The organism is Streptomyces sp. NPDC014889 (assembly GCF_043081205.1).
Lineage (GTDB): Bacteria > Actinomycetota > Actinomycetes > Streptomycetales > Streptomycetaceae > Streptomyces.
The window spans coordinates 113755-133720 of sequence record NZ_JBIBWH010000001.1 but is presented as its reverse complement, the minus strand read 5'-3'; the positions used below and the strand labels follow the sequence as shown (position 1 = coordinate 133720).

Below are 19966 nucleotides of genomic sequence, written 5' to 3'. Positions count from 1 at the left end.
ACATACTCGACTACCTGCGCCTGGAGGTGCGCCGCACCCTGCGCGACACGGGCTTCGTGATCGGCGGGATCGCGATGCCGGTGCTGATGTACCTGCTGTTCACCAACCTCGGCGACGGCGCCGACTCGGGCTGGCGGACCGCCTCCATGGTCGGCATGGCCGCCTACGGCGCGGTCGGCTCGGCCCTCAACACCGGCGGTGGCGTCGCCGAGGACCGTACGGTCGGCTGGCTGCGGCAGCTCAGGGTGACCCCGATGACCCCGCGTCAGGTCGTCGCCGGGCGGGCGCTGACCGCCTCGGCGACCGTGCTGCCCGCGATCGGCGCGGTGCTGCTGGCGGGCGGTCTGATCAACGGCGTACGGCTGGCGGCGTGGCAGTGGGCGGCGGCGGTGCTGCTGCTGTGGCTCGGCTCGGTCCCGTTCACGCTGCTCGGCCTGGGCAACGGCTACGGGCTGACCGCGCAGACCACCGGAGTGGTCAACATGGTGTGCAACCTGGGGCTCGCCGTGCTCGGCGGCCTGTGGTTCCCCGTCGAGCTGTTCCCGCACTGGTTGCGCGCCGTGTCCACGTACACGCCCACGCACGGGATCGCCGGACTCGGGGTATCGGTCACCGAGGGCCACGCCCCGGCGGCGAGTGCCATCCTCGTACTGGCGGGCTGGCTGTCGCTGTTCGGTTCGTACGCTGTGCTGTCCTACCGCCGCAATGCCGGCAAGGTCTGATCGGGGAAGCGGAACATGAACTGGTCACGCAGGGTCTCCTGCCGCGTGAAGCAGGGGGCGGGGCGCGGGGGCGGGCAGGAGCACGAGCGCCCGGGGCCGCCGCCCACCGGCTTCTCCCTGCTGCCCTGGCTGCTGATGGGGATGGGCGCCTTCTCCAACCTCTTCCAGGGCAAGACCCCCAACCCGTGGATCGGCGCAGTGGGCCTGTTCGCCTTCAACTCGCTCTACATCTATGTGGTGTTCCGCGCCTTCGACAAGCGGGCGCGCACGGCCCGCTCCACGCGCCTCGCGCTGCTGCTGCTGTTCCTGGTGACCTGCGGTCTGGCCATCGGGTACGGGGGCACCTGGCTGCTGTTCCTGCCGCTGTTCGGCCTGGCGACGGGCGCGTCCCTGCGCGGTCCGGCGCTCGGCCGGATCGGTGTGGGGCTCGGCCTGTTCGCGGGGATCGTCGCCGGGCTGCGCGAGGGCTGGAACGGGATCAACGTCGGCTACGGCACGTTCCTGTCGACGGTGGTGACGGCGGTGATCCTCAGCCTGTCCGACGCCGTACGGGAACTGCGGGCGGCCCGTGAGGAGCTGGCCCGCCGCGCGGTGGAGGAGGAGCGGCTGCGCTTCTCCCGGGACCTGCACGACCTGCTCGGCCACACGCTGTCGGTGATCGTGGTGAAGTCGGAGGCGGCCCGGCGGCTGGCGCCCCGTGACATGGGGGCGGCGCTGACGCAGATCACCGACATCGAGTCCGTCGGGCGGCAGGCGCTCACCGAGATCCGCGAGGCGGTCACCGGCTACCGCGAGGGCGGCCTCGACACGGAGCTGGACCGGGCCCGTTCGGCGCTGACCGCCGCCGGCGTAGAGCCCGTGGTGCGCCGGTCGGGCCCGCCGCTGACGCCGGACGCCGAGGCGCTGCTGGGCTGGGCGGTGCGCGAGGCGGTCACCAACGCCGTACGGCACAGTGGCGCGCGGCGCTGCGAGATCGCCGTCACCGCCACAGCCGAGCGGGTCCGTCTGACGGTCGTCGACGACGGGGACGGCACGTCCGCGGGCCGGGCCGGGGACCCGGATCCGGCGGACGGGGCGGGCGGCACCGGTCTGAAGGGCCTGACCGAACGCCTCGCGGCGGCGGGCGGCTCGCTGCGGGCCGGTCCCTCGCCCCGCGGCGGCTTCACGGTGACCGCCGAAGTGCCCCTGGACGGCGGGGAGACGGTGGAGAGCGGCGGCGCCCGGCTCGGCTCCTCGGTGGGGTGACCGGCCCGCGCGCCCTCCCGCGGGGCGCGAGTCAATACCCTTGGTGCGTGAACGAGATGCCCGGGGACCGCCGGCCCGCCCAGTCCATCCGCCTTCTGCTCGCGGAGGACCAGCAGATGATGCGGGGCGCGCTCGCGCTGCTGCTCGGCATGGAGGACGACATGGAGGTCGTCGCCCAGGTCTCGGCGGGCGACGCCGTCGTGGACGCCGCGCTGGCCCACCGCCCCGACGTGGCGCTCCTCGACATCGAACTGCCGGGGATGAGCGGCCTGGACGCCGCCGCCGAGCTGCGCGAGCGGGTTCCCGGTTGCCGGGTGCTGATCCTGACCACCTTCGGCCGGCCCGGCTATCTGCGCCGGGCCATGGAGGCCGGGGCCGGGGGCTTCCTGGTCAAGGACGGGCCGGTGGAGGAACTGGCGGCGGCGGTCCGCCGGGTGCTCGGCGGGGAGACGGTGGTCGACCCGGCGCTCGCCGCGGCCGCCCTGAGCGCCGGCCCCAGCCCGCTCACCGTCCGCGAGTGCGACGTGCTGAGGGCCTCCGCCGACGGGGCGACGGTCGCCGACGTCGCCGCGAAGCTGCATCTGTCGGAGTCCACCGTCCGCAACTACCTGTCCGCCGCGATCGGCAAGACCGGCACCCGCAACCGCATGGAGGCCCTGCGCGAGGCCCGCCGCCAGGGGTGGCTGTAACTCCCGCCTTCGGCAAGCGCGTTGAGCGTGCGCTAGACGGTCTCCCGCCGGAACAGCCCCGCCCACAGGAACGCCTCTCCGAAGTGCGGGGAGTCCTCCGGCTCGTCGTGCATCCGGCGCAGTTCCACCTCCGTCAGGTCCGCGAAGATCCGCCGCAGCGACTCGGGCGTGTAGGCGAGGCCGCCGTGCAGGCGGGCGGAGCGGTACAGCTCCGTGTCTGACAGTTCGCAGCCCATGGCTCCGGCCGCGAAACAGGTCAGGGCGAGATGGCCGCCGGGGGCCAGGACCCGGTCGAGCAGGGCCAGGTGACTGATCCGGCGGTGCGGCGGCAGATGGTGGAAGCAGCCGGAGTCGTACACCACGTCGTACGGCCCGGTGAGCTGCGCGCCGGCCAGGCCGAAGGCGTCCCCGCACAGGAAGCGCACCTCGGCCCCCGCCTCTGTGGCCCTCTCCCGGGCCCAGGCAATGGCCTGCGGCGACAGGTCGACCGCGTCCACCTCGAAGCCCCGCTCGGCGAGATACAGGGCGTTGCGCCCCGGCCCGCACCCGAGGTCCAGTGCCCGGCGACCGCCGATCAGCCCCCGCTCCAGCCACTCGACGAGGTTCTCGTCCGGCTTGTCCGCGAAGAACGGTACCGGCCGGTTCCGGTCCGCGTAGAACCCGTCCCACCAGCCGGCCGCGTCTCCGGTCCACCGGTCGGCGTCCGGCGCGAACAGCCCGTCCAGCAGCGCCAGTACGTCCTCGACCGTGCGCACGCCCCGCTCCATACGGCCCCCTCCCGTATCCGTGTCCGAGTGGGTCGATTCTACGGCCGGACACCGCAAAAGCCCAGGTCAGCGGGCATGCGCGGGGTCCCGCGGGACCGCTGTGCGGGCGGGTGCGGGACCGTGGCGGGCACCGGAGGGACACGCCCCCGGGCCCGGTGCGAAAGTCCGCCCACGCCCCCGTCCAGGAGCCGGAGAAGGGCTTCCACCGCCGGGCCGGCCGCGGTTTTCCCTGCTCCACTCCCCCGGCCCACCGGCCGCCCGGCAGGCGTGCGGAACCTCACGGAACGGTCAAGAATTCGTTAGTACGCCAAAGCATCGGAATAGTTGCCTCGGTCGACGGGGTTGACCCAGCGCTCGTTCCGCTCGGATGACCGCACGCTCCACTCCTCACGGCCCGGAGGCCCCACTCGATGACGCTCACGACGACCGGACGGACCCGAGGGAGCGCGAGCGGGGCCGTCGTCCCGGTACTCGCCTTCGCGGGGATCGCCGTCGCGGTGATGCAGACCCTGCTCGTCCCGGTCATCAAGGACCTGCCGCAACTCCTCGACACCTCGCCCAGCGACGCCACCTGGGTCCTGACCTCCACCCTTCTGTCCGGCGCGGTGGCCACGCCGATCATGGGCCGCCTCGGCGACCTGTACGGCAAGCGCCGCCTGCTCATCGCCAGCCTCGCCGTGATGGTGGTCGGCGCGCTGGTCAGCGCGTTCACCTCCGCGCTGCTGCCCATGATCGTGGGCCGTACGCTCCAGGGCTTCGCGATGGGAGCGATCCCGCTCGGCATCGGCCTGATGCGGGACATGCTGCCGCGCGAGCGGCTCGGCTCCGCCATGGCGCTGATGAGCTCCTCGATCGGCGTCGGCGGCGGACTCGCCCTGCCCGCCGCGGCCATGGTCGCCCAGCACACCGACTGGCACACCCTCTTCTACGGCGCCGCCGGCCTCGGCGTCCTCTCCATAGGCCTCACCCTCCTCGTCGTACCGGAGTCCCCGGCGCGCGCCGAGGGCTCCTTCGACCTGCCGGGCGCGCTGGGCCTGTCCGGCGGCCTGGTGCTGCTCCTGCTGCCCGTCACCAAGGGCAGCGACTGGGGCTGGTCGGCGCCCACCACGCTCGGCCTGTTCGCCGCGGCCGTCGTCGTCCTGCTGCTGTGGGGCCTGATGGAGCTGCGCGTCGCGGCCCCGCTGGTCGACCTGCGCACCACCGCCCGCCGCGAGGTGCTGCTGACCAACCTGGCCTCGATCATGGTCGGCGTCAGCTTCTACGTCGTCTCCCTCGTCCTGCCCCAACTGCTCCAGCTCCCCACCGCCACCGGCTACGGGCTCGGGCAGTCGATGGTCGTCGCCGGTCTGTGCGTGGCCCCGCTGGGCCTGACCATGATGTTCACCGCGCCCGTCTACGCCCGCCTCTCCGCCCGCTACGGCCCCAAGGTGACGCTGATCATCGGCCTGCTGGTGATCGCGGTCGGCTACGCCGCCGGCCTCGGTCTGATGGCGGCGGCCTGGCAGACCGTCGTCGTGTCGGTGATCCTGGGCGCCGGTATCGGACTGGCGTACTCCTCGCTCCCCGCGCTGATCATCGGCGCGGTCCCGGCCTCCGAGACCGGCGCGGCCAACGGCCTCAACACCCTGATGCGGTCCATCGGCACCTCGGTGTCGAGCGCCGTGATCGGCATGGTGCTGGCCAACACCGCGCACCACTCCGGCAGTCTCGCGATCCCCACCATGCACGGCTTCCGTGTCTCCTTCCTGATCGCCACGGCGGCCGTCGTCGTGGGCCTGGCGCTGGCCCTGTGCCTGCCCCGGCCGAACCGGTCGACGGGCACGCAACTGCGTGCGAGCAGTGAGGAGGACGCCAACCTGGCGCGGGCCGAGGCGGTTCTGCGCGGTTTCCGCGGCCGGGTCCTGGACGCCGGCGGCGCCCCGGTCGCCCGCGCCAAGGTCACGCTGATCGACCGCCGCGGCCGTCAGGCGGGCGCCACGCTCTCCGCCGAGGACGGCAGTTACGCCCTCGTGGTACCGGCCCGGGGCCCGTACGTCCTGGCCGCCCGCGCCGCCGGGCACGGTCCGCTCGCCAGCGCCGCGCACCACACCGGCGAGGACCACCCGGTCGACCTGGACCTGTTCCTGCCGGGCGAGACGGTCACCGCCTGAGCCTCCCCTGGGACGGGACGCACGCCCGAGAGACGCACCACCCGCACCCCCGGTCGCCCGCGCGGCCGGGGGTGCGGCAGCATGGCGGCCTGAACGGACACGACCAGGACGACCGGCCAGGGCGACCGACCAGGACGCACGGCCGGGACGCACGACCGGAAGGACCCTCATGCCCGCGGCACCTGAACCCCCGATCCTCGCCGCGTTCGAGGCAGCGAAGGGGTTCATGCCCACCGACGAGGGACTCGCGCTGTACGCGGCGGCCATGACGGCCGGGCGGCTCGGGCTGCCGCTGCTCGAGGTCGGCACGTACTGCGGGCGCTCGACGATCCTGCTCGCCGACGCGGCCCGGCGGGCCGGGGTCACCGCGCTCACCGTGGACCACCACCGCGGCAGCGAGGAGCAGCAGCCCGGCTGGGAGTACCACGACCCGGAGACGGTCGACCCCGAGACCGGGCTGATGGACACGCTCCCCACGTTCCGCAGGACCCTGCACCGGGCGGGTCTCGAGGACCACGTGGTGGCGCTCGTCGGCCGCTCGCCGCAGATCGCCGCCCTGTGGAACACCCCGCTCGGCCTGGTCTTCGTCGACGGCGGCCACACCGACGAGCACGCCGGCGCCGACTACGAGGGATGGGCGCCGCACCTGGCCGAGGGCGGGCTGCTGGTCATCCACGACGTGTTCCCGGACCCGGTGGACGAGTTCACCGGACAGGCCCCGTACCGCGTCTGGCTCCGCGCCCTGGAGTCGGGCGAGTTCACCGAGGTGTCGGCGACCGGATCGCTGCGCGTCCTGCGGCGAACGGAAGCAGCCGCCCGCGCCCGCCGTTAGAGTCGCAGACGTGTCGTACCAAGGCCCCGAATTCGATGTCCCGCAGCCCGAGCGCCCCGGCCGCCTGCGCCGGGGGCTGCTGACCGTCGCCCTCGCGGCACTGGTGCCCGGCGCGCTGCTGGGCTGGCTGGTGTACGAGGCGGTGGGCGACCCCGGCGGCGGCTCGGACACGGCGGCCCCGCCGTCGGCGAGCGGCTCCGGCCCGGCGTCCGGCTCCGCCTCGGGGTCCGAGGGGCCGCTCCTGCCCTCCTATCCCGGACAGGACGACAAGGGGGGCGGCCCCTCACCCACGCGGAAGTCCTCGGCGCCCGCCGCCTCCGGTCCGCTCAAGGGCAAGGTCGTCGTCATCGACCCGGGCCACAACCCGGGAAACTTCCGGCACACGGCGGAGATCAACCGCCCGGTGGACATCGGCACCAACCGCAAGGAGTGCGACACCACCGGCACGTCCACCAACGCCGGTTACTCCGAGGCACGGTTCACGCTGGACGTGGCCCACCGGCTGCGCGCGCTGCTCCAGGCGCAGGGTGCCACGGTGAAGCTGACCCACGACGGCGGCTCACCGGCCTGGGGCCCGTGCGTCGACGAGCGCGCCCGGATCGGCAACGACGCGCACGCGGACGCCGCCGTCTCGATCCACGCCGACGGCGCGGCGTCCGGCGACCGCGGCTTCCACGTCATCCTGCCGGGGGCCGTGCACTCCGGCTCCGCCGACACCCGCCCGATCGTCTCCGCCTCCCGCGACCTGGGCGAGCGCATCGCGGGCGACTTCGTGCGGGTCACGGGCGAGGCGCCGTCCAACTACCTCGGCGGCGGCACCGGACTCGTCACGCGGAAGGACCTGGGCGGTCTCAATCTGTCAACGGTTCCCAAGGTGTTCATCGAGTGCGGCAACATGCGCGACAGCAAGGACGCGGCCTTGCTCACCAGCGGCGCCTGGCGGCAGAAGGCGGCCCAGGGGATCTCTGAGGGAATCGTGAGTTTCCTGCGCGGGTCGTGATCAGGGCGCTCATCCCGGCGGACATCGCGGCCGTACGGACGATAGTGTCATCCGTACGATGAGGTGCCACCCCCGCGCTTCGCGCCGCCGCCCGACCGGCGAGACGGCGACAGCGACGCCTCCACCGACGACGAGACGACGAACCAGAAGGACCTGACGTGAATATCCGCTCCCTCACTCGGGGCGACGGCGTGGTGATCGGAGCAGCGGTGTTGCTGTTCATCGCGTCGTTCCTCCACACCTACTCGAGCTACCTGAGCAACAACGCCTGGGACTCGCTCGGTCTGGGTTTCGGCGTCTACATGGGCGGAGTGATCGGCGCCGCGCTGATCGTCGTCAACCGGTGTCTGCCGCAGCCCCGCAAGGTGGCGGGCCTGGACCTGGGCGCTGCGGGAGTGGCGTTCACGGTCCTGGTCGCGTGGATCATGTTCTGGAACCTGGTGGACGCCCCCCAGGTCGGCGCGGGCGCCGGCCTGATCCTGGGCTTCGTCGCCGCCCTGGTCCTGGCGGCCGGCGCCGTCGCCACCCCGCTGGTCCCGGCGCTCCAGGCAGCCCTGATGCCCGCGCCCAGGCCGGCCGCGCCGCAGCCGTACGGCGCGCAGCCGCAGGGCGGGTACGGCTACCCGGGCGCGCAGCAGCCGTTCGGCGGTCAGCCGCAGCAGGGGCAGCCGTTCGGCGCCGGCCAGCCGCAACAGGGCCAGCAGCCCGCGGCCGGCTTCTCGCCGTTCTGGTTCGCCGTGCCGGCGCCGCGTCCGCTGTTCGCGGAGGACGGCTCCCCGGCGCCGATCGCCGAACTGGCGCCGGGCGTGTGGTACCTGGCCGTGGAGCAGCGCGGTCAGGGCCTGCTGGCCGAGATGCAGGACGGCCGCCGCGGTGTCCTCCAGGACACCTCCAACATCCAGCGCGGCTGATCCGGCCCGCCGGACCGGCCCCGCGGCCCCTCGCCCTCACGGGCGGGGGGCCGTTGCCGTGCCGCACGCGGGGCCTGGACCCGGCGGGCCGTCCGTGAGAAAGCCCGGGACGGCTCCTAGGAGCCTTGGAGGAGCTGCGAGTGGGACGGCACCTTGTTGTGGACCGGCGCGCCCGCGCTGCTCCCGGCGCCCTTCACCTTGTTGATGACGTTGTTGTAGTCACCGACCGCCGAGGTGTCGCCGTGGCGCAGCTTGGAGGGCAGGGCTCGCAGGTCGTTGATGGCCGAGTTGAGCGGGGCGAGGGCCTTCGACAGCAGGGGGTCGCCCTTGGCGTTGCGCACGGCGGCCTTGAGCCGGTTGTACGTGAACGCGCCCGCGAGGGCCGCCTTGACGAGGGTGCCCTTGCGGTGGGGAGCGCCCTTCTTGAACTTGCCCTGCTTGTACGGTTTCACGATCCACTCGTAGGTGGCCCCGGCCGCGAGCGCCGCGTTCGCCACGAACCGCGTCTTGGCGAAGTGCTGCCTCTGCGCGGGCGTGGTGGGGCTGGGCGTGGCCGCCGCCACGGCGACCGTCGGACTGTGTTGCGGAATGCTCTGGGCGCCCACGGCCCAGCCGGTGGAACCGGCGAGCAGGGCGCAGCAGAGCGTCAGCGCCAGAGCGAGGCGCCGCATCGGTACGGGCACGGTGTCCTCCCGGAACGTGTCGCTGCGGGTGTTCAGAAGGTCCGTGTGATCCCGGGTGGCCGCGCCGAAACAGTGCACCGGAGGTACCCTCCGGGTCACTCCCCGTGCGCGGACCGGGTTTCCGGCGTGATTCCGGGGCAGACGCAGAGCATGTCCCCTCGATATCGCACGGGTCCCAACTCCGCCGGTACGGTCATCGCGGTGGTCGCCGACGTCATGGCCGTCATCCTCGGACTGTGGATCCTGATGTACCTGCTGGACGCCAACAGGGCCAACGAGCTGGTCCGGTTCGTGCACGGCGCGGCCGACTGGCTGGCCGGCTGGTCCCGGGACCTCTTCACCTTCGACAGGCCCTGGGCCCGCGTGATCGCCGGCTACGGACTGGCCGCCGTGGTCTACCTCTTCGTCGGCCACGCCGTCGCCAACCGGATGCACCGGCACTGACGACGGCGTACCGGGCCGACGGACCTGACGACGGCGTACCGGGCGGAGCCGGCAGGCAGGGCGGCGTCAGCCGCAGCAGTCCGTCTCCAGGCCGCGCGGCAGGCAGTCGCCCGCGGCGAAGACCGTGCAGGTGGCCTCGTGGCCGCCGAGCGCGGCCACGGCGAGGAGCAGGGAACCGGCGGTCCACGTGGTCAGTTCGCGGGGCCACACGGCGTCGTCCTCGTAGACGTAGCCCGTCCAGTACAGGCCGGTGTCCGGATCGCGCAGGTGCTGGATGGACTGGAGCACGGACAGGGCGTGGTCGGACTCGCCCAACGCCCAGAGCGTCAGGGCGAGTTCGGCCGACTCCCCGCCCGTCACCCACGGGTTGGGGACGACGCAGCGCACCCCGAGTCCGGGCACCACGAAGCGGTCCCAGCCCGCCGCTATGCGTGCCTTGGCCTCCGTGCCGGTCAGCGCGCCGCCCAGCACCGGGTAGTACCAGTCCATGGAGTAGCGGTCCTTGTCGAGGAACCGCTCCGGGTGCGCGCGGATCGCGTGCCTGAGCGTGCCGACCGCCAACTCCCAGTCGGGTTGCGGCTCTTCACGCTGCTCGGCGATGGCAAGCGCGCAGCACAGGGCGTGGTGGACCGAGGAGCACCCGGTCAGCAGCGCGTCCGCGGTGTCCGTGCCGTCGTCCTCCCGCTTCCAGCCGATCTGCCCGCCGGGCTGCTGGAGCCGCAGCACGAACTCGATGGCGGCGTGGACGACGGGCCACATGCGGTCCAGGAAGGTGTCGTCGCCCGTCGAGAGGTAGTGGTGCCAGACGCCCACGGCCGTGTAGGCGACGAAGTTGGTCTCGCGGCGGCGGTCGGTGACGTCGTCGTGGGCGCCGTCGGCGTAGGCCGCGTACCAGGAGCCGTCGTCGAGCTGGTGGCGGGCGAGCCAGGCGTAGGCGCGCTCGGCGGCCTCGTGCTCGCCGGCCGCGTCGAGGGCCATCGCCGCCTCGACGTGGTCCCACGGGTCGAGGTGGTGCCCGCGGAACCACGGGATCGCCCCGTCCCGCCGCTGGGCGGCGAGTATGCCGCGTACGGTCGCGGCGGCCTGCCCGGCGGTGAGGACCCCGGGCAGGACGAGGTGTTCTGTCCGGGGCGTCGTCACGTGGCGGCCGCCTCGGCGGGCCCGGCGGTGGCGGGCAGGTGCGGCTTGGTCGCGTAGGCCACGAAGCTCTTGCCGATGAGCGGGTTCAGCGCCTGCTCGGCCACCCGGGTGGCCAGCGGCTTCTTCATGATGTCCCAGACCAGCAGCTTGTGGTACGCGCGCACCGGCAGCACCTGGTCGTTGTCGACGCCGAAGGCGCACTTCAGCCACCAGTACGGCGAGTGCAGCGCGTGCGCGTGGTGGGTGCCGTAGGGCTTCAGGCCCGCCTCGCGCATTCTGGCGAGGAGTTCGTGGGCCCGGTAGATGCGGATGTGGCCGCCCTCCACCTCGTGGTAGGCGTCGGACAGGGCCCAGCAGACCTTCTCGGGGCCGTAGCGCGGCACGGTGACCGCGATCCGCCCGCCGGGCCTGAGCACCCGGACCATCTCGGCGAGGACGCCCTTGTCGTCGGGGATGTGCTCCATCACCTCGGAGATGATGACGACATCGAAGGACTCGTCCGGGAAGGGCAGCGCCAGCGCGTCGCCCTCCATGGCGGTCGCGGTCGCCCCTTCCGGCGCCTCACCGGCCTCCTTCATCGCCGCGAACCACTTGGCGACCTCGCGGATCTCCTCGCCGTTGCGGTCCAGCGCCACGACCCGGGCCCCGCGCCGGTAGCACTCGAACGCGTGCCGGCCGGCGCCGCAGCCGAGGTCCAGGACGCGGTCGCCCGGGGCGAGCGGGAACCGGGAGAAGTCGACGGTCAGCACGTGGCCCTGCTTTCGCGGTTGAGGTCGGCGTCGGTCGTGGTGGTGCCGGTCCCCGTGGCGGCTGCGGGGCTGCCCGCGTGGGAGCGGGCGAGGGCCTCGCGGTACCGGGCCACGGTCCCCTCGGCGGCGCGGGCCCAGGTGAAGTGCCGCAGGACCCGCTCCCGTCCGGCCCGGCCCAGCCGGAGGCGCAGTTCCGGGTCTCCCAGCAGCCGGCCGAGCGCCACGGCCAGCGCCCCGGCGTCGCCGGGCGGCACCGCGAGGCAGGTCTCGCCGTCGCGTCCCGCGACCTCGGGGACGGCGCCCCCGGTCGTGGCGACCAGCGGGGTGCCCGTGGCCATGGCCTCGGCGGCCGGCAGGGAGAAGCCCTCGTACAGCGACGGGACGCACGCGACCTCGGCGGAGCGGACCAGGTCGACCAGTTCGGCGTCCGAGATGCCCTTGACGAACTCGACGGCGCCTTCGAGGCCGTGGCGTGCGACGGCCTGCGCGACCGGTCCCTTCTCGGGCCGCTTGCCGACGACGACGAGGTGCGCGGCGGGGTGCTCGGTGCGCACCTTCGCCAGCGCCTCGACGAGGAACACCAGCCCCTTCAGGGGCACGTCCGCGCTGGAGGTCGTGACGATCCGGCCGGGCACCTGCCGGACGGTCGGGTCGGGTGAGAACAGGTCGGTGTCGGCGCCGATGTGCACGACGTGGACGCGGTCCTGGCGCACCCCGAGGTGGTCGACGATCTCCTGGCGGGAGGTGCCGGAGACGGTGAGCACGGAGGGCAGCCGGCGCGCGACGCGCTTCTGCATGCGGGTGAAGGCGTACCAGCGCCGCAGGGACCAGCGCCGCTGCCATCCCTCGGCGGCGTCCAGCTCCAACCGCCGGTCCACGGTGATGGGGTGGTGGATGGTGGTGACCAGCGGCGCGCCGATGTCCCCCAGCAGCCCGTATCCCAGGGTCTGGTTGTCGTGGACGATGTCGAACTCCCCGCGGCGGGCGCGCAGATGGCGGCGGGCGCGCAGCGAGAAGGTCAGCGGCTCGGGGAAGCCGCCGGTCCACATGGTGGCGACCTCCAGCGCGTCGATCCAGTCGCGGTACTCGTCGCGGCCGGGGGTGCGGAAGGGGTCGGGCTGCCGGTAGAGGTCCAGGCTCGGGAGTTCGGTCAGGCGCAGCCGGCCGTCGTGGCCGTCGCCGGTGATGTCACCGAGCGTGTCGAGGACGGGGTACGGCTGGGCGGCGATCACCTCGACCCGGTGGCCGAGGCGGGCCAGTTCACGGGAGAGGTGGCGTACGTAGACGCCCTGCCCGCCGCAGAACGGGTTTCCCTTGTAGGTGAGGAGCGCTATGCCGAGCCGTCGCTCGCCGTCCGCGGCCGGGTCCGCCGGGGACCCCGCCTGACTGGGCTCAGCGGTCACTCCGGCCCCCTTCTGGCTGCACTGTCCCGCGACATTACGCCGGGACGTTAATCTAGAACAAGTTTCAGACTTGATCGTTCAGGAGGTTCCGAATCTACCGGCAGGTAGCCACGCTGTGAGCAGCGGATCGGGTGATTCGTGCCACGGCCCGCGCCACTGCCCGCGGTCCGGCCCCCTGCCCCCTCACCGACTGTCACGGAACGGGACCCATGCCTGCGCGAGCCAGTACCTCCCGGCCGGCCTCACCGCCCCTCACCGAGCGGCAGGAGGCCCGTCGCCGCCGCATCCTGCGCGCGAGTGCCCAACTGGCCGCCCGGGGCGGCTTCGACGCGGTGCAGATGCGGGAGGTCGCGGAGTGCTCGCAGGTGGCGCTGGGCACGCTGTACCGGTACTTCCCGTCCAAGGTGCACCTGCTGGTCGCCACGATGCAGGACCAGTTGGAGCGGCTGCACGGCACGCTGCGCAAGAAGCCGCCGGCCGGGGAGAGCGCCGGCGAGCGGGTGGCGGAGACTCTGATGCGCGCCTTCGGCGCCCTCCAGCGCGACCCCCACCTCGCGGACGCGATGGTCCGGGCGCTGACCTTCGCGGACCGCAGCGTGAGCCCCGAGGTCGACCAGGTCTCCCGCCAGACCACCGCGATCGTCCTGGACGCCATGGGGCTTCAGGAGCCGACCGCCGAGCAGCTCTCCGCGATCCGCGTGATCGAGCACACCTGGCTGTCGGCCCTGATCACCTGGCTCTCGGGCCGTGCCTCCCTGGCCCAGGCGAAGGCGGACATAGAGACGGCGTGCCGGCTGATCGACCTGACCACGCCCGCCGCGGGGCGCGAATGAACCGGGACATGCATGAACCGGGGCACGAATGAACCTACGAGACGGGTTCCCTTCGCCGGTATTACCCGGATCAGGTATTGGGGGTCGCCTTCGGGTCCGACTGCTACCTTCCGGCCTCTCAGCCCGACCGTCGACGTCGGCCCCAGCGGATGCCGTAGCGTCTCGCCAAAGTCGGCTACTCCGGTCGAACTCCCTCACTCGCCTCGTAGGCCACTTCCAGAATAAATCCATATGTATCGGATGGAACCCCCCAATCCGAAGATTTTTTCGGTTCCTCGCGGGCCGGGCGGAGACCGGCATCGGCCACCCCTCGGGGCCTTTCCGGTGGGCCGGTAGAGTGACCGGGTCGTCATCACACCCGTTCGGGGGGAAGCCGGTGGAAATCCGGCGCTGACCCGCAGCCGTGAACCGTCCCGCGAGGGCGGCGAGCCGGAATGCCCCGGGCGGACGTGACCGGCTCATGTGCTCGGCGGACCCGCCGGCGCATCGCACCGTCGAGGTATACGGAGCCGAGCCGCCGGGGTGTCCCGTGCTGTCCGGCTCCCCGCAGGGAGAGGCACCCGCCGATCATGAACTTCCGCCGCAGCGCCGCGGCCCTGGCCGCAGCCGTCGCCGTGATCGGCGGCGCGGCCCCCGCCGTCGCAGACGCGTCCGCCGGCCCGTCCCCGTCCTCGCCGGCCCTTCCGGCGGGGCTCTACGGCACGACCGACCCCCAGTACGACGGCGTCTGGCGGCAGTCCGTCGCGCTGCTCGCTCAGCACACCGTGGGGGTACGGCCCGCCGCCGCGGGCGTGGACTGGCTGACCGGGCAGCAGTGCGCCGACGGCTCCTTCGCCGCCTTCCGCGCCGAGCCGGGCAAGGCCTGCGACGCCAAGGTGATGGTCGACACCAACAGCACCGCCGCCGCCGTGCAGGCCCTCGCCGCGCTCGGCGGCCACGACACGGTCACCGCGAAGGCGCTGTCGTGGCTGAAGTCCGTGCAGAACAAGGACGGCGGCTGGGGGTACACGCCCGGCGGGCCCAGCGACACCAACTCGACCTCGGTCGTGATCGGCGCGCTCGCCGCCGCCGGGCAGAAGCCCGAGAGCGTCGTCAAGGACGGCAAGTCCCCCTACGACGCCCTGCTCACCTTCGCCCTGCCGTGCTCGGGCGACGGGGCCGGCGCCTTCGCCTACCAGCCGGACAAGAAGGGCAAGCTCGACGCCAACGCGGACGCCACGGCTGCCGCCGTCGTCGCCGCGCTCGGACAGGGCATGGCCCCCGAGGCCGGCGGCAAGGGCAAGGACGCGGGCGGCGCGGCCCGTTGCGAGGACTCCGGCAGGCCCACCCCCGACCGGGCCGCGGCGAACGGCGCCTCGTACCTCGCGCAGGCCGTCGCCAAGGACGGTCACCTCACCTCCTCCCTCGCCGGCGCCACCGACCAGCCCGACTTCGGCAACACCGCCGACACGGTCGTCGCCCTCGCCGTGCAGGGCGGGACCGCGCAGGCGCAGAAGCCGCTGAAGTGGCTGGAGAAGAACTCCGAGGCATGGGCGAAGCAGAGCGGTCCCGCCGCCTACGCCCAGTTGGTCTTCGCGGCCCGCGCGGCCGGCGCCGACCCGCGTGACTTCGGCGGTGTCGACCTGATCCAGCGGCTCAACGCCACCGGACCGGCGCCGCGGGCCGCCGAGGGCAAGGACGCCACGGACTCCGCGAAGAGCGACTCCTCCTTCGGCGTCTGGTGGACCGTCGGCGTCTTCCTCGTCGCGGGCATCGGCATCGGGTTCCTGCTGAGCGGCCGGAAGAAGCAGGGCCAGTCGTGACCCGCCGGCTCCGGGCGCTGTGCGCACCGCTGCTCGCCGCCGCGCTCCTGCTGGTGGCCGGCGCCGGCCAGGCCCAGGCCACCGGCTACCGGTACTGGTCCTTCTGGGACCGCGACGGCGGCACGTGGGTGTACGCCACCGAGGGCCCGTCGACCGCGCGTCCCTCCGACGGCGACGTGCAGGGCCTGCGCTTCGCGGTGAGCGAGGACTCCCAGGACGCGAGCAAGCCGCGCGGGACGGCCGACTTCGCGGCCATCTGCGCGAAGACGCCCGCCCAGAAGGGCAGCAAGCGGGTGGCGCTCGTCCTCGACTTCGGCGTCCAGGCGGACGCCCCGGCGGGCGAGACCCCGCCGGCGCCGCGCACGGAGTGCGCCCGGGTGCCGTCCGACGCGACCACCGCCGAGGCCCTGGCGGCCGTCGCGAAACCGCTGCGGTACGACGCCAACGCCCTGCTGTGCGCCATCGCCGGCTACCCGCGGAAGGGTTGCGGCGAACAGGTGACGGCGGGCGGGAGCGAGCAGCCGGCGGCGGGCGAGAGCGGGCAGCCGGCCGGGGACGAGTCGCACGGGGGCCCCTCGGTGGGCCTCCTCGCCGGCGGTGCCGTGGTGGTCGTACTGGCCGCGGCGGCCGTCTGGCAGGCGCGCCGGCGCAGGGATGCGTGACGCCGTGCGCAGCCGCGGGCGGGCGGGCCGCTCCGGCGGCGCACCCGCCCGCGGCTCCGCCGGTGTCCACGCGGGCGCCTGGTGGCTGTGGGCGCTGGCCCTGGGCACCGCGGCCACCCGCACCACCAATCCCCTGCTGCTCGGCCTGCTGCTGGCGGTCTCCGGCTACGTCGTGGTGAGCTGCCGCCCCGACACGCCCTCCGCGCGGTCCTACACCGCCTTCGTCAGGCTCGCCCTCGCCGTCCTCGTCATCCGCCTGGTCTTCGCCGTCGTGCTCGGCTCGCCCGTTCCCGGCTCGCACGTGCTCGTCTCCCTGCCCGAAGTCCCCCTGCCGCACTGGGCGCAGGGCATCCGCCTGGGCGGCCGGGTCACGGCCGAGGCGGTCGTCTTCGCCCTGTACGACGGGCTGAAGCTGGCCACGCTGCTGGTGTGCGTCGGCGCCGCGAACGCCCTCGCCGCGCCCGCCCGGCTGCTGAAGTCCCTGCCCGGCGCCCTGTACGAGACCGGGGTCGCCGTCGTCGTCGCGCTCACCTTCGCCCCGCACCTGGTCGCCGACGGCCGGCGTCTGCGGGCCGCCCGCCGGCTGCGGGGCCGTCCCGACCGGGGCGTCCGCGGCCTGGTGCAGGTCGGACTGCCGGTCCTGGAGGGCGCGTTGGAGCGTTCCGTCGCTCTCGCCGCCGCGATGGACGCCCGCGGCTACGGTCGTACCGCCGAGGTCGCGCCCGCCGTCCGCCGCACCACCGCCGTGCTCACGCTCGGCGGTCTGCTGGGCGTCTGCGCCGGAACGTACGGGCTGCTCACCGCCGAGGGCGGCACCTACGGGCTGCCGGTGCTGCTCGCCGGGGTCGCCGCCGCCCTGGCCGGACTGTGGCTCGGCGGACGCCGCTCCCCGCGCACCCGCTACCGCCCGGACTCCTGGAACCCGCGCTCCTGCCTGGTCGCCGGGTCGGGCGCGCTGGTCGCGGCCCTGCTGGCGCTCGCCGCCGCCCGCGATCCCCAGGCCCTGCACCCGGGCGTGGTCCCGCTCGTCGCGCCCACGCTTCCCCTGTGGCCCGCCGCCGCCGTACTCCTCGGTCTGGCCCCCGCGTTCGCCGCACCCGCACGTCCCGCCCCCAAGGAGCCGTCGTGATCCGCTTCGAGGATGTCTCCGTCACCTACGACGGAGCGGTGGAACCCACCGTCCGCGGCGTCGACTTCGAGGTGCCCGAGGGTGAACTCGTCCTCCTCGTCGGCCCGTCGGGGGTCGGCAAGTCCACCGTGCTGGGCGCGGTCAGCGGACTGGTGCCGCACTTCACCGGCGGCACCCTGAGCGGCCGGGTCACCGTGGCCGGCCGGGACACCCGCACCCACAAGCCGCGCGAACTCGCCGACGTCGTCGGCACGGTCGGGCAGGATCCGCTGTCGCACTTCGTCACGGACACCGTGGAGGACGAACTCGCCTACGGCATGGAGTCGTTGGGCCTGCCCCCGGACGTGATGCGGCGGCGTGTGGAGGAGACGCTGGACCTGCTGGGCCTGGCCGAGCTGCGCGACCGCTCCATCGCCACCCTGTCCGGCGGCCAGCAGCAGCGGGTCGCGATCGGCTCGGTCCTCACCCCGCACCCGAAGGTCCTCGTCCTGGACGAGCCGACCTCGGCACTCGACCCGGCCGCCGCCGAGGAGGTCCTCGCCGTCCTCCAGCGGCTCGTGCACGACCTGGGCACGACGGTCCTCATGGCCGAGCACCGCCTGGAACGGGTCGTCCAGTACGCCGACCAGGTCGTCCTGCTGCCCGCTCCGGGCTCCGCCCCGCTGCTGGGGGCCCCGGCGGACGTCATGGCCGTCTCCCCGGTGTACCCGCCGGTGGTGGACCTGGGCCGCCTCGCGGGCTGGTCGCCGCTGCCGCTGACCGTGCGGGACGCCCGCCGCCGGGCCGCGGACCTGCGACAGCGGCTGGACGGACGGGAACCCGTGGGCTCCGGGACGGCACCGACGGCAGCGGTCCCGGTCCCCGCACCCCGTCCGGCCCCCCGGTGGCGGCTGCGCCGCGCCCCCGCCCCCGAGTCCGTCCCGGCGGACGCGCCCATGGCCGAGGTCCACTCCCTCGGCGTACGGCGCGCCGGCGTCCAGGCCCTGCGGAACGTCGACCTGTCCTTCGCGCCCGGCGAGACCGTCGCGCTCATGGGCCGCAACGGCGCCGGCAAGTCCACGCTGCTCGGCTCGCTCGTCGGACTGGTCCAGCCGTCCGCCGGGCGCGTCCGGGTCGGCGGCGCGGTCCCGCACCGCACGACGCCCCGCGAACTGGTGCGGCGGGTCGGGCTCGTCCCGCAGGAGCCGCGCGACCTGCTGTACGCCGACACGGTCGCCGCCGAGTGCGCGGCCGCCGACCAGGACGCGCAGGCCGCGCCCGGCACCTGCCGGGCCCTGGTCCGCGAGCTGCTGCCCGGCGTCGACGACGGCACCCACCCCCGCGACCTGTCCGAGGGCCAGCGCCTCGCGCTCGCGCTCTCCGTCGTGCTCGCCGCCCGCCCGCCCCTGCTGCTGCTCGACGAGCCGACCCGCGGCCTCGACTACGGCGCCAAGACCCGCCTGGTCGCCCTGCTGCGGGCGCTCGCCGCCGAGGGACACGCCATCGTGCTCGCCACCCACGACGTCGAGCTGGCCGCCGAACTCGCCCACCGGGTCGTGCTGCTCGCCGAGGGCGAGGTGATCGCCGACGGTCCGACGGCCGAAGTGGTGGTGTCCTCCCCCTCGTTCGCCCCGCAGGTCACCAAGATCCTGGCCCCGCAGCGGTGGCTCACCGCCACCCAGGTCCGCGAGGCGCTGGCATGACGGCCCGCCCTGCCGGCGCGGAGACCCGTTCCGCGGGACCAAACACCCGTCCGGCCGACGAGAAGATACGCCGCGCGGGCGCCCGGGTGCGGGCCGTTCGTCTCGGCCCCCGGTCCCTCGCCGCGCTCGCCCTGGTCAGCGCGGTCGGCGTGGCCGCGTTCGGCTGGCCGTTCCTCGCCCCGCCCGCCTCGCAGCTCAGCGCGCACGCCCAGGACGCGCCCTGGCTGTTCGCGGGTCTGCTCGTGCTGCTCGTCGCCGTCGTCACCGCGACGATCTCCGAGTCAGGACTCGGCCCGAAGGCCGTCGCCATGCTCGGAGTGCTGGCCGCGACCGGGGCCGCGCTGCGCCCGATCGGAGCCGGGACGGCCGGCATCGAGCCCATGTTCTTCCTGATGGTGCTGAGCGGGCGGGTGCTCGGGCCCGGCTTCGGGTTCGTCCTGGGCTCGGTGACGATGTTCGCCTCCGCGCTGCTCACCGGAGGGGTGGGCCCGTGGATGCCGTTCCAGATGCTGGCCATGGGCTGGTTCACCATGGGCGCGGGTCTGCTGCCGGGCCCCGACCGGCTGCGCGGACGCGCGGAACTGCTGCTGCTCGCGCTCTACGGCTTCCTGGCCGCCTTCGCCTACGGCACCGTCATGAACCTCGCGGGCTGGCCCTTCATGGGCACCCTCGCCTCCTCCATCGCCTTCGACCCGCACGCGGACATCGCCGCCAACCTGGCCCGGTTCGTGGCGTACTGCCTGGCCACCTCGCTCGGCTGGGACCTGGGCCGGGCCTCGGTCACCGTGGTCCTGACCCTCGTCCTCGGCCACGCCGTCCTGCGCGCGCTGCGCCGGGCCACCCGCCGGGCCGCCTTCGAGACCCCGGTCACCTTCGAGGCGCCCTCGCCGTGACCGGTCGCTGCGACCGCGTACGCCGACCGTGACACGCCCGGTGAGGCCGCCACATGAGCTGGGTCGCCCACGAGCCGGGACCGCGACCCGCCCGGCCTGGCATGTACGCGCAGCCAGGGCCCTGACCTGTGCGTTGCGAGCCCGCCCACACCCACACGGAGCATCACAAACGCGACGGAAACCAGCAAAAGGGGGTGTTTGCGGACGGGATTCCCGCCTGCTTTTCTGTA

Annotated in this window: 19 protein-coding genes and 2 riboswitches; of the genes, 14 read left to right on the top strand and 5 right to left on the bottom strand. The window is 73.9% G+C overall.

The annotated features are described in order from the left end of the window. Nucleotides 1-2: 2 nt before the first annotated feature. The 3 genes from ACF09J_RS00620 to ACF09J_RS00610 are packed head-to-tail and all read left to right on the top strand — an operon-like array spanning nt 3 to nt 2656. Nucleotides 3-722, top strand: a complete 720-nt coding sequence (locus ACF09J_RS00620) for an ABC transporter permease (protein ID WP_392303628.1) — start codon at nt 3-5, stop codon at nt 720-722. 15 nt (nt 723-737) lie between these two features. Continuing rightward, complete coding sequence (locus ACF09J_RS00615; protein WP_392303181.1) at nt 738-1967, top strand: sensor histidine kinase; 1230 nt, start codon at nt 738-740, stop codon at nt 1965-1967. A gap of 56 nt (nt 1968-2023) precedes the next feature. Next, on the top strand, nt 2024-2656 hold the full coding sequence (locus tag ACF09J_RS00610) for a response regulator (RefSeq protein WP_392303627.1): 633 nt from the start codon (nt 2024-2026) through the stop codon (nt 2654-2656). Between the two features lie 32 nt (nt 2657-2688). Here the strand turns inward: ACF09J_RS00610 and ACF09J_RS00605 are convergent, their stop codons facing one another. Continuing rightward, on the bottom strand, nt 2689-3423 hold the full coding sequence (locus tag ACF09J_RS00605; protein WP_392303180.1) for a class I SAM-dependent methyltransferase: 735 nt from the start codon (nt 3421-3423) through the stop codon (nt 2689-2691). 410 nt (nt 3424-3833) lie between these two features. Between ACF09J_RS00605 and ACF09J_RS00600 the strand changes: the two genes are divergently transcribed. The 4 genes from ACF09J_RS00600 to ACF09J_RS00585 all read left to right on the top strand — a co-directional run bounded on the left by ACF09J_RS00600 (nt 3834) and on the right by ACF09J_RS00585 (nt 8316). Next, nucleotides 3834-5573 carry an MFS transporter gene (locus tag ACF09J_RS00600; protein ID WP_392303179.1) on the top strand — a complete coding sequence of 580 codons (1740 nt, stop codon included), beginning with the start codon at nt 3834-3836 and terminating at the stop codon, nt 5571-5573. Between the two features lie 169 nt (nt 5574-5742). Then, the gene (locus ACF09J_RS00595; RefSeq protein ID WP_392303178.1) at nt 5743-6405 is read left to right on the top strand and encodes a class I SAM-dependent methyltransferase; all 663 of its coding nucleotides are present in this window, start codon (nt 5743-5745) and stop codon (nt 6403-6405) included. Nucleotides 6406-6415: 10 nt separating this feature from the next. After that, nucleotides 6416-7405 (top strand): N-acetylmuramoyl-L-alanine amidase, encoded by a 990-nt coding sequence (locus ACF09J_RS00590; protein ID WP_392303177.1) that lies wholly within the window; start codon nt 6416-6418, stop codon nt 7403-7405. 158 nt (nt 7406-7563) lie between these two features. Further along, a complete protein-coding gene (locus ACF09J_RS00585; RefSeq protein WP_392303176.1) occupies nt 7564-8316 on the top strand; it encodes a hypothetical protein in 753 nt (250 codons plus the stop codon). Nucleotides 8317-8432: 116 nt separating this feature from the next. Here ACF09J_RS00585 and ACF09J_RS00580 read toward each other — a convergent pair whose 3' ends face one another. Continuing rightward, nucleotides 8433-8999 carry a hypothetical protein gene (locus ACF09J_RS00580; protein ID WP_392303175.1) on the bottom strand — a complete coding sequence of 189 codons (567 nt, stop codon included), beginning with the start codon at nt 8997-8999 and terminating at the stop codon, nt 8433-8435. A gap of 150 nt (nt 9000-9149) precedes the next feature. Here ACF09J_RS00580 and ACF09J_RS00575 point away from each other — a divergent pair, with 150 nt between their 5' ends. Then, entirely contained in the window at nt 9150-9443 is a 294-nt protein-coding gene (locus ACF09J_RS00575) for a hypothetical protein (RefSeq protein ID WP_100567044.1), read from the top strand. 66 nt (nt 9444-9509) lie between these two features. Here ACF09J_RS00575 and ACF09J_RS00570 read toward each other — a convergent pair whose 3' ends face one another. Genes ACF09J_RS00570 through ACF09J_RS00560 form a run of 3 tightly spaced genes read right to left on the bottom strand, consistent with a single transcriptional unit; the run spans nt 9510 to nt 12735 of the window. Beyond that, entirely contained in the window at nt 9510-10583 is a 1074-nt protein-coding gene (locus ACF09J_RS00570; protein WP_392303174.1) for a prenyltransferase/squalene oxidase repeat-containing protein, read from the bottom strand. Further along, on the bottom strand, nt 10580-11332 hold the full coding sequence (locus ACF09J_RS00565) for a methyltransferase domain-containing protein (protein ID WP_392303173.1): 753 nt from the start codon (nt 11330-11332) through the stop codon (nt 10580-10582). The genes ACF09J_RS00570 and ACF09J_RS00565 overlap by 4 nt, the downstream gene beginning before the upstream one ends. Continuing rightward, nucleotides 11326-12735 (bottom strand): glycosyltransferase family 4 protein, encoded by a 1410-nt coding sequence (locus tag ACF09J_RS00560; RefSeq protein ID WP_392303172.1) that lies wholly within the window; start codon nt 12733-12735, stop codon nt 11326-11328. Before ACF09J_RS00560 ends, ACF09J_RS00565 begins: the two co-directional genes overlap by 7 nt. A 209-nt stretch (nt 12736-12944) precedes the next feature. On the opposite strand from ACF09J_RS00560, the gene ACF09J_RS00555 reads away from it, so the two are divergent. From ACF09J_RS00555 to ACF09J_RS00530, 6 genes are all read left to right on the top strand, one after another. Next, the gene (locus ACF09J_RS00555; RefSeq protein WP_392303171.1) at nt 12945-13568 is read left to right on the top strand and encodes a TetR family transcriptional regulator; all 624 of its coding nucleotides are present in this window, start codon (nt 12945-12947) and stop codon (nt 13566-13568) included. A gap of 30 nt (nt 13569-13598) precedes the next feature. Further along, a riboswitch (TPP riboswitch) is annotated at nt 13599-13774 on the bottom strand. 160 nt (nt 13775-13934) lie between these two features. Further along, a riboswitch (cobalamin riboswitch) is annotated at nt 13935-14008 on the top strand. 129 nt (nt 14009-14137) lie between these two features. Further along, on the top strand, nt 14138-15370 hold the full coding sequence (locus ACF09J_RS00550) for a prenyltransferase/squalene oxidase repeat-containing protein (RefSeq protein WP_392303170.1): 1233 nt from the start codon (nt 14138-14140) through the stop codon (nt 15368-15370). After that, nucleotides 15367-16032, top strand: a complete 666-nt coding sequence (locus ACF09J_RS00545; protein WP_392303169.1) for an SCO2322 family protein — start codon at nt 15367-15369, stop codon at nt 16030-16032. The genes ACF09J_RS00550 and ACF09J_RS00545 overlap by 4 nt, the downstream gene beginning before the upstream one ends. Beyond that, complete coding sequence (locus tag ACF09J_RS00540; protein WP_392303168.1) at nt 16025-17161, top strand: CbiQ family ECF transporter T component; 1137 nt, start codon at nt 16025-16027, stop codon at nt 17159-17161. The genes ACF09J_RS00545 and ACF09J_RS00540 overlap by 8 nt, the downstream gene beginning before the upstream one ends. Continuing rightward, the gene (locus ACF09J_RS00535) at nt 17158-18843 is read left to right on the top strand and encodes an ABC transporter ATP-binding protein (protein ID WP_392303167.1); all 1686 of its coding nucleotides are present in this window, start codon (nt 17158-17160) and stop codon (nt 18841-18843) included. Before ACF09J_RS00540 ends, ACF09J_RS00535 begins: the two co-directional genes overlap by 4 nt. Next, nucleotides 18840-19736: an ECF transporter S component gene (locus tag ACF09J_RS00530; RefSeq protein ID WP_392303166.1), complete on the top strand. Its 897-nt coding sequence runs from the start codon at nt 18840-18842 to the stop codon at nt 19734-19736. The genes ACF09J_RS00535 and ACF09J_RS00530 overlap by 4 nt, the downstream gene beginning before the upstream one ends. The last annotated feature ends 230 nt before the right edge of the window (nt 19737-19966 follow it).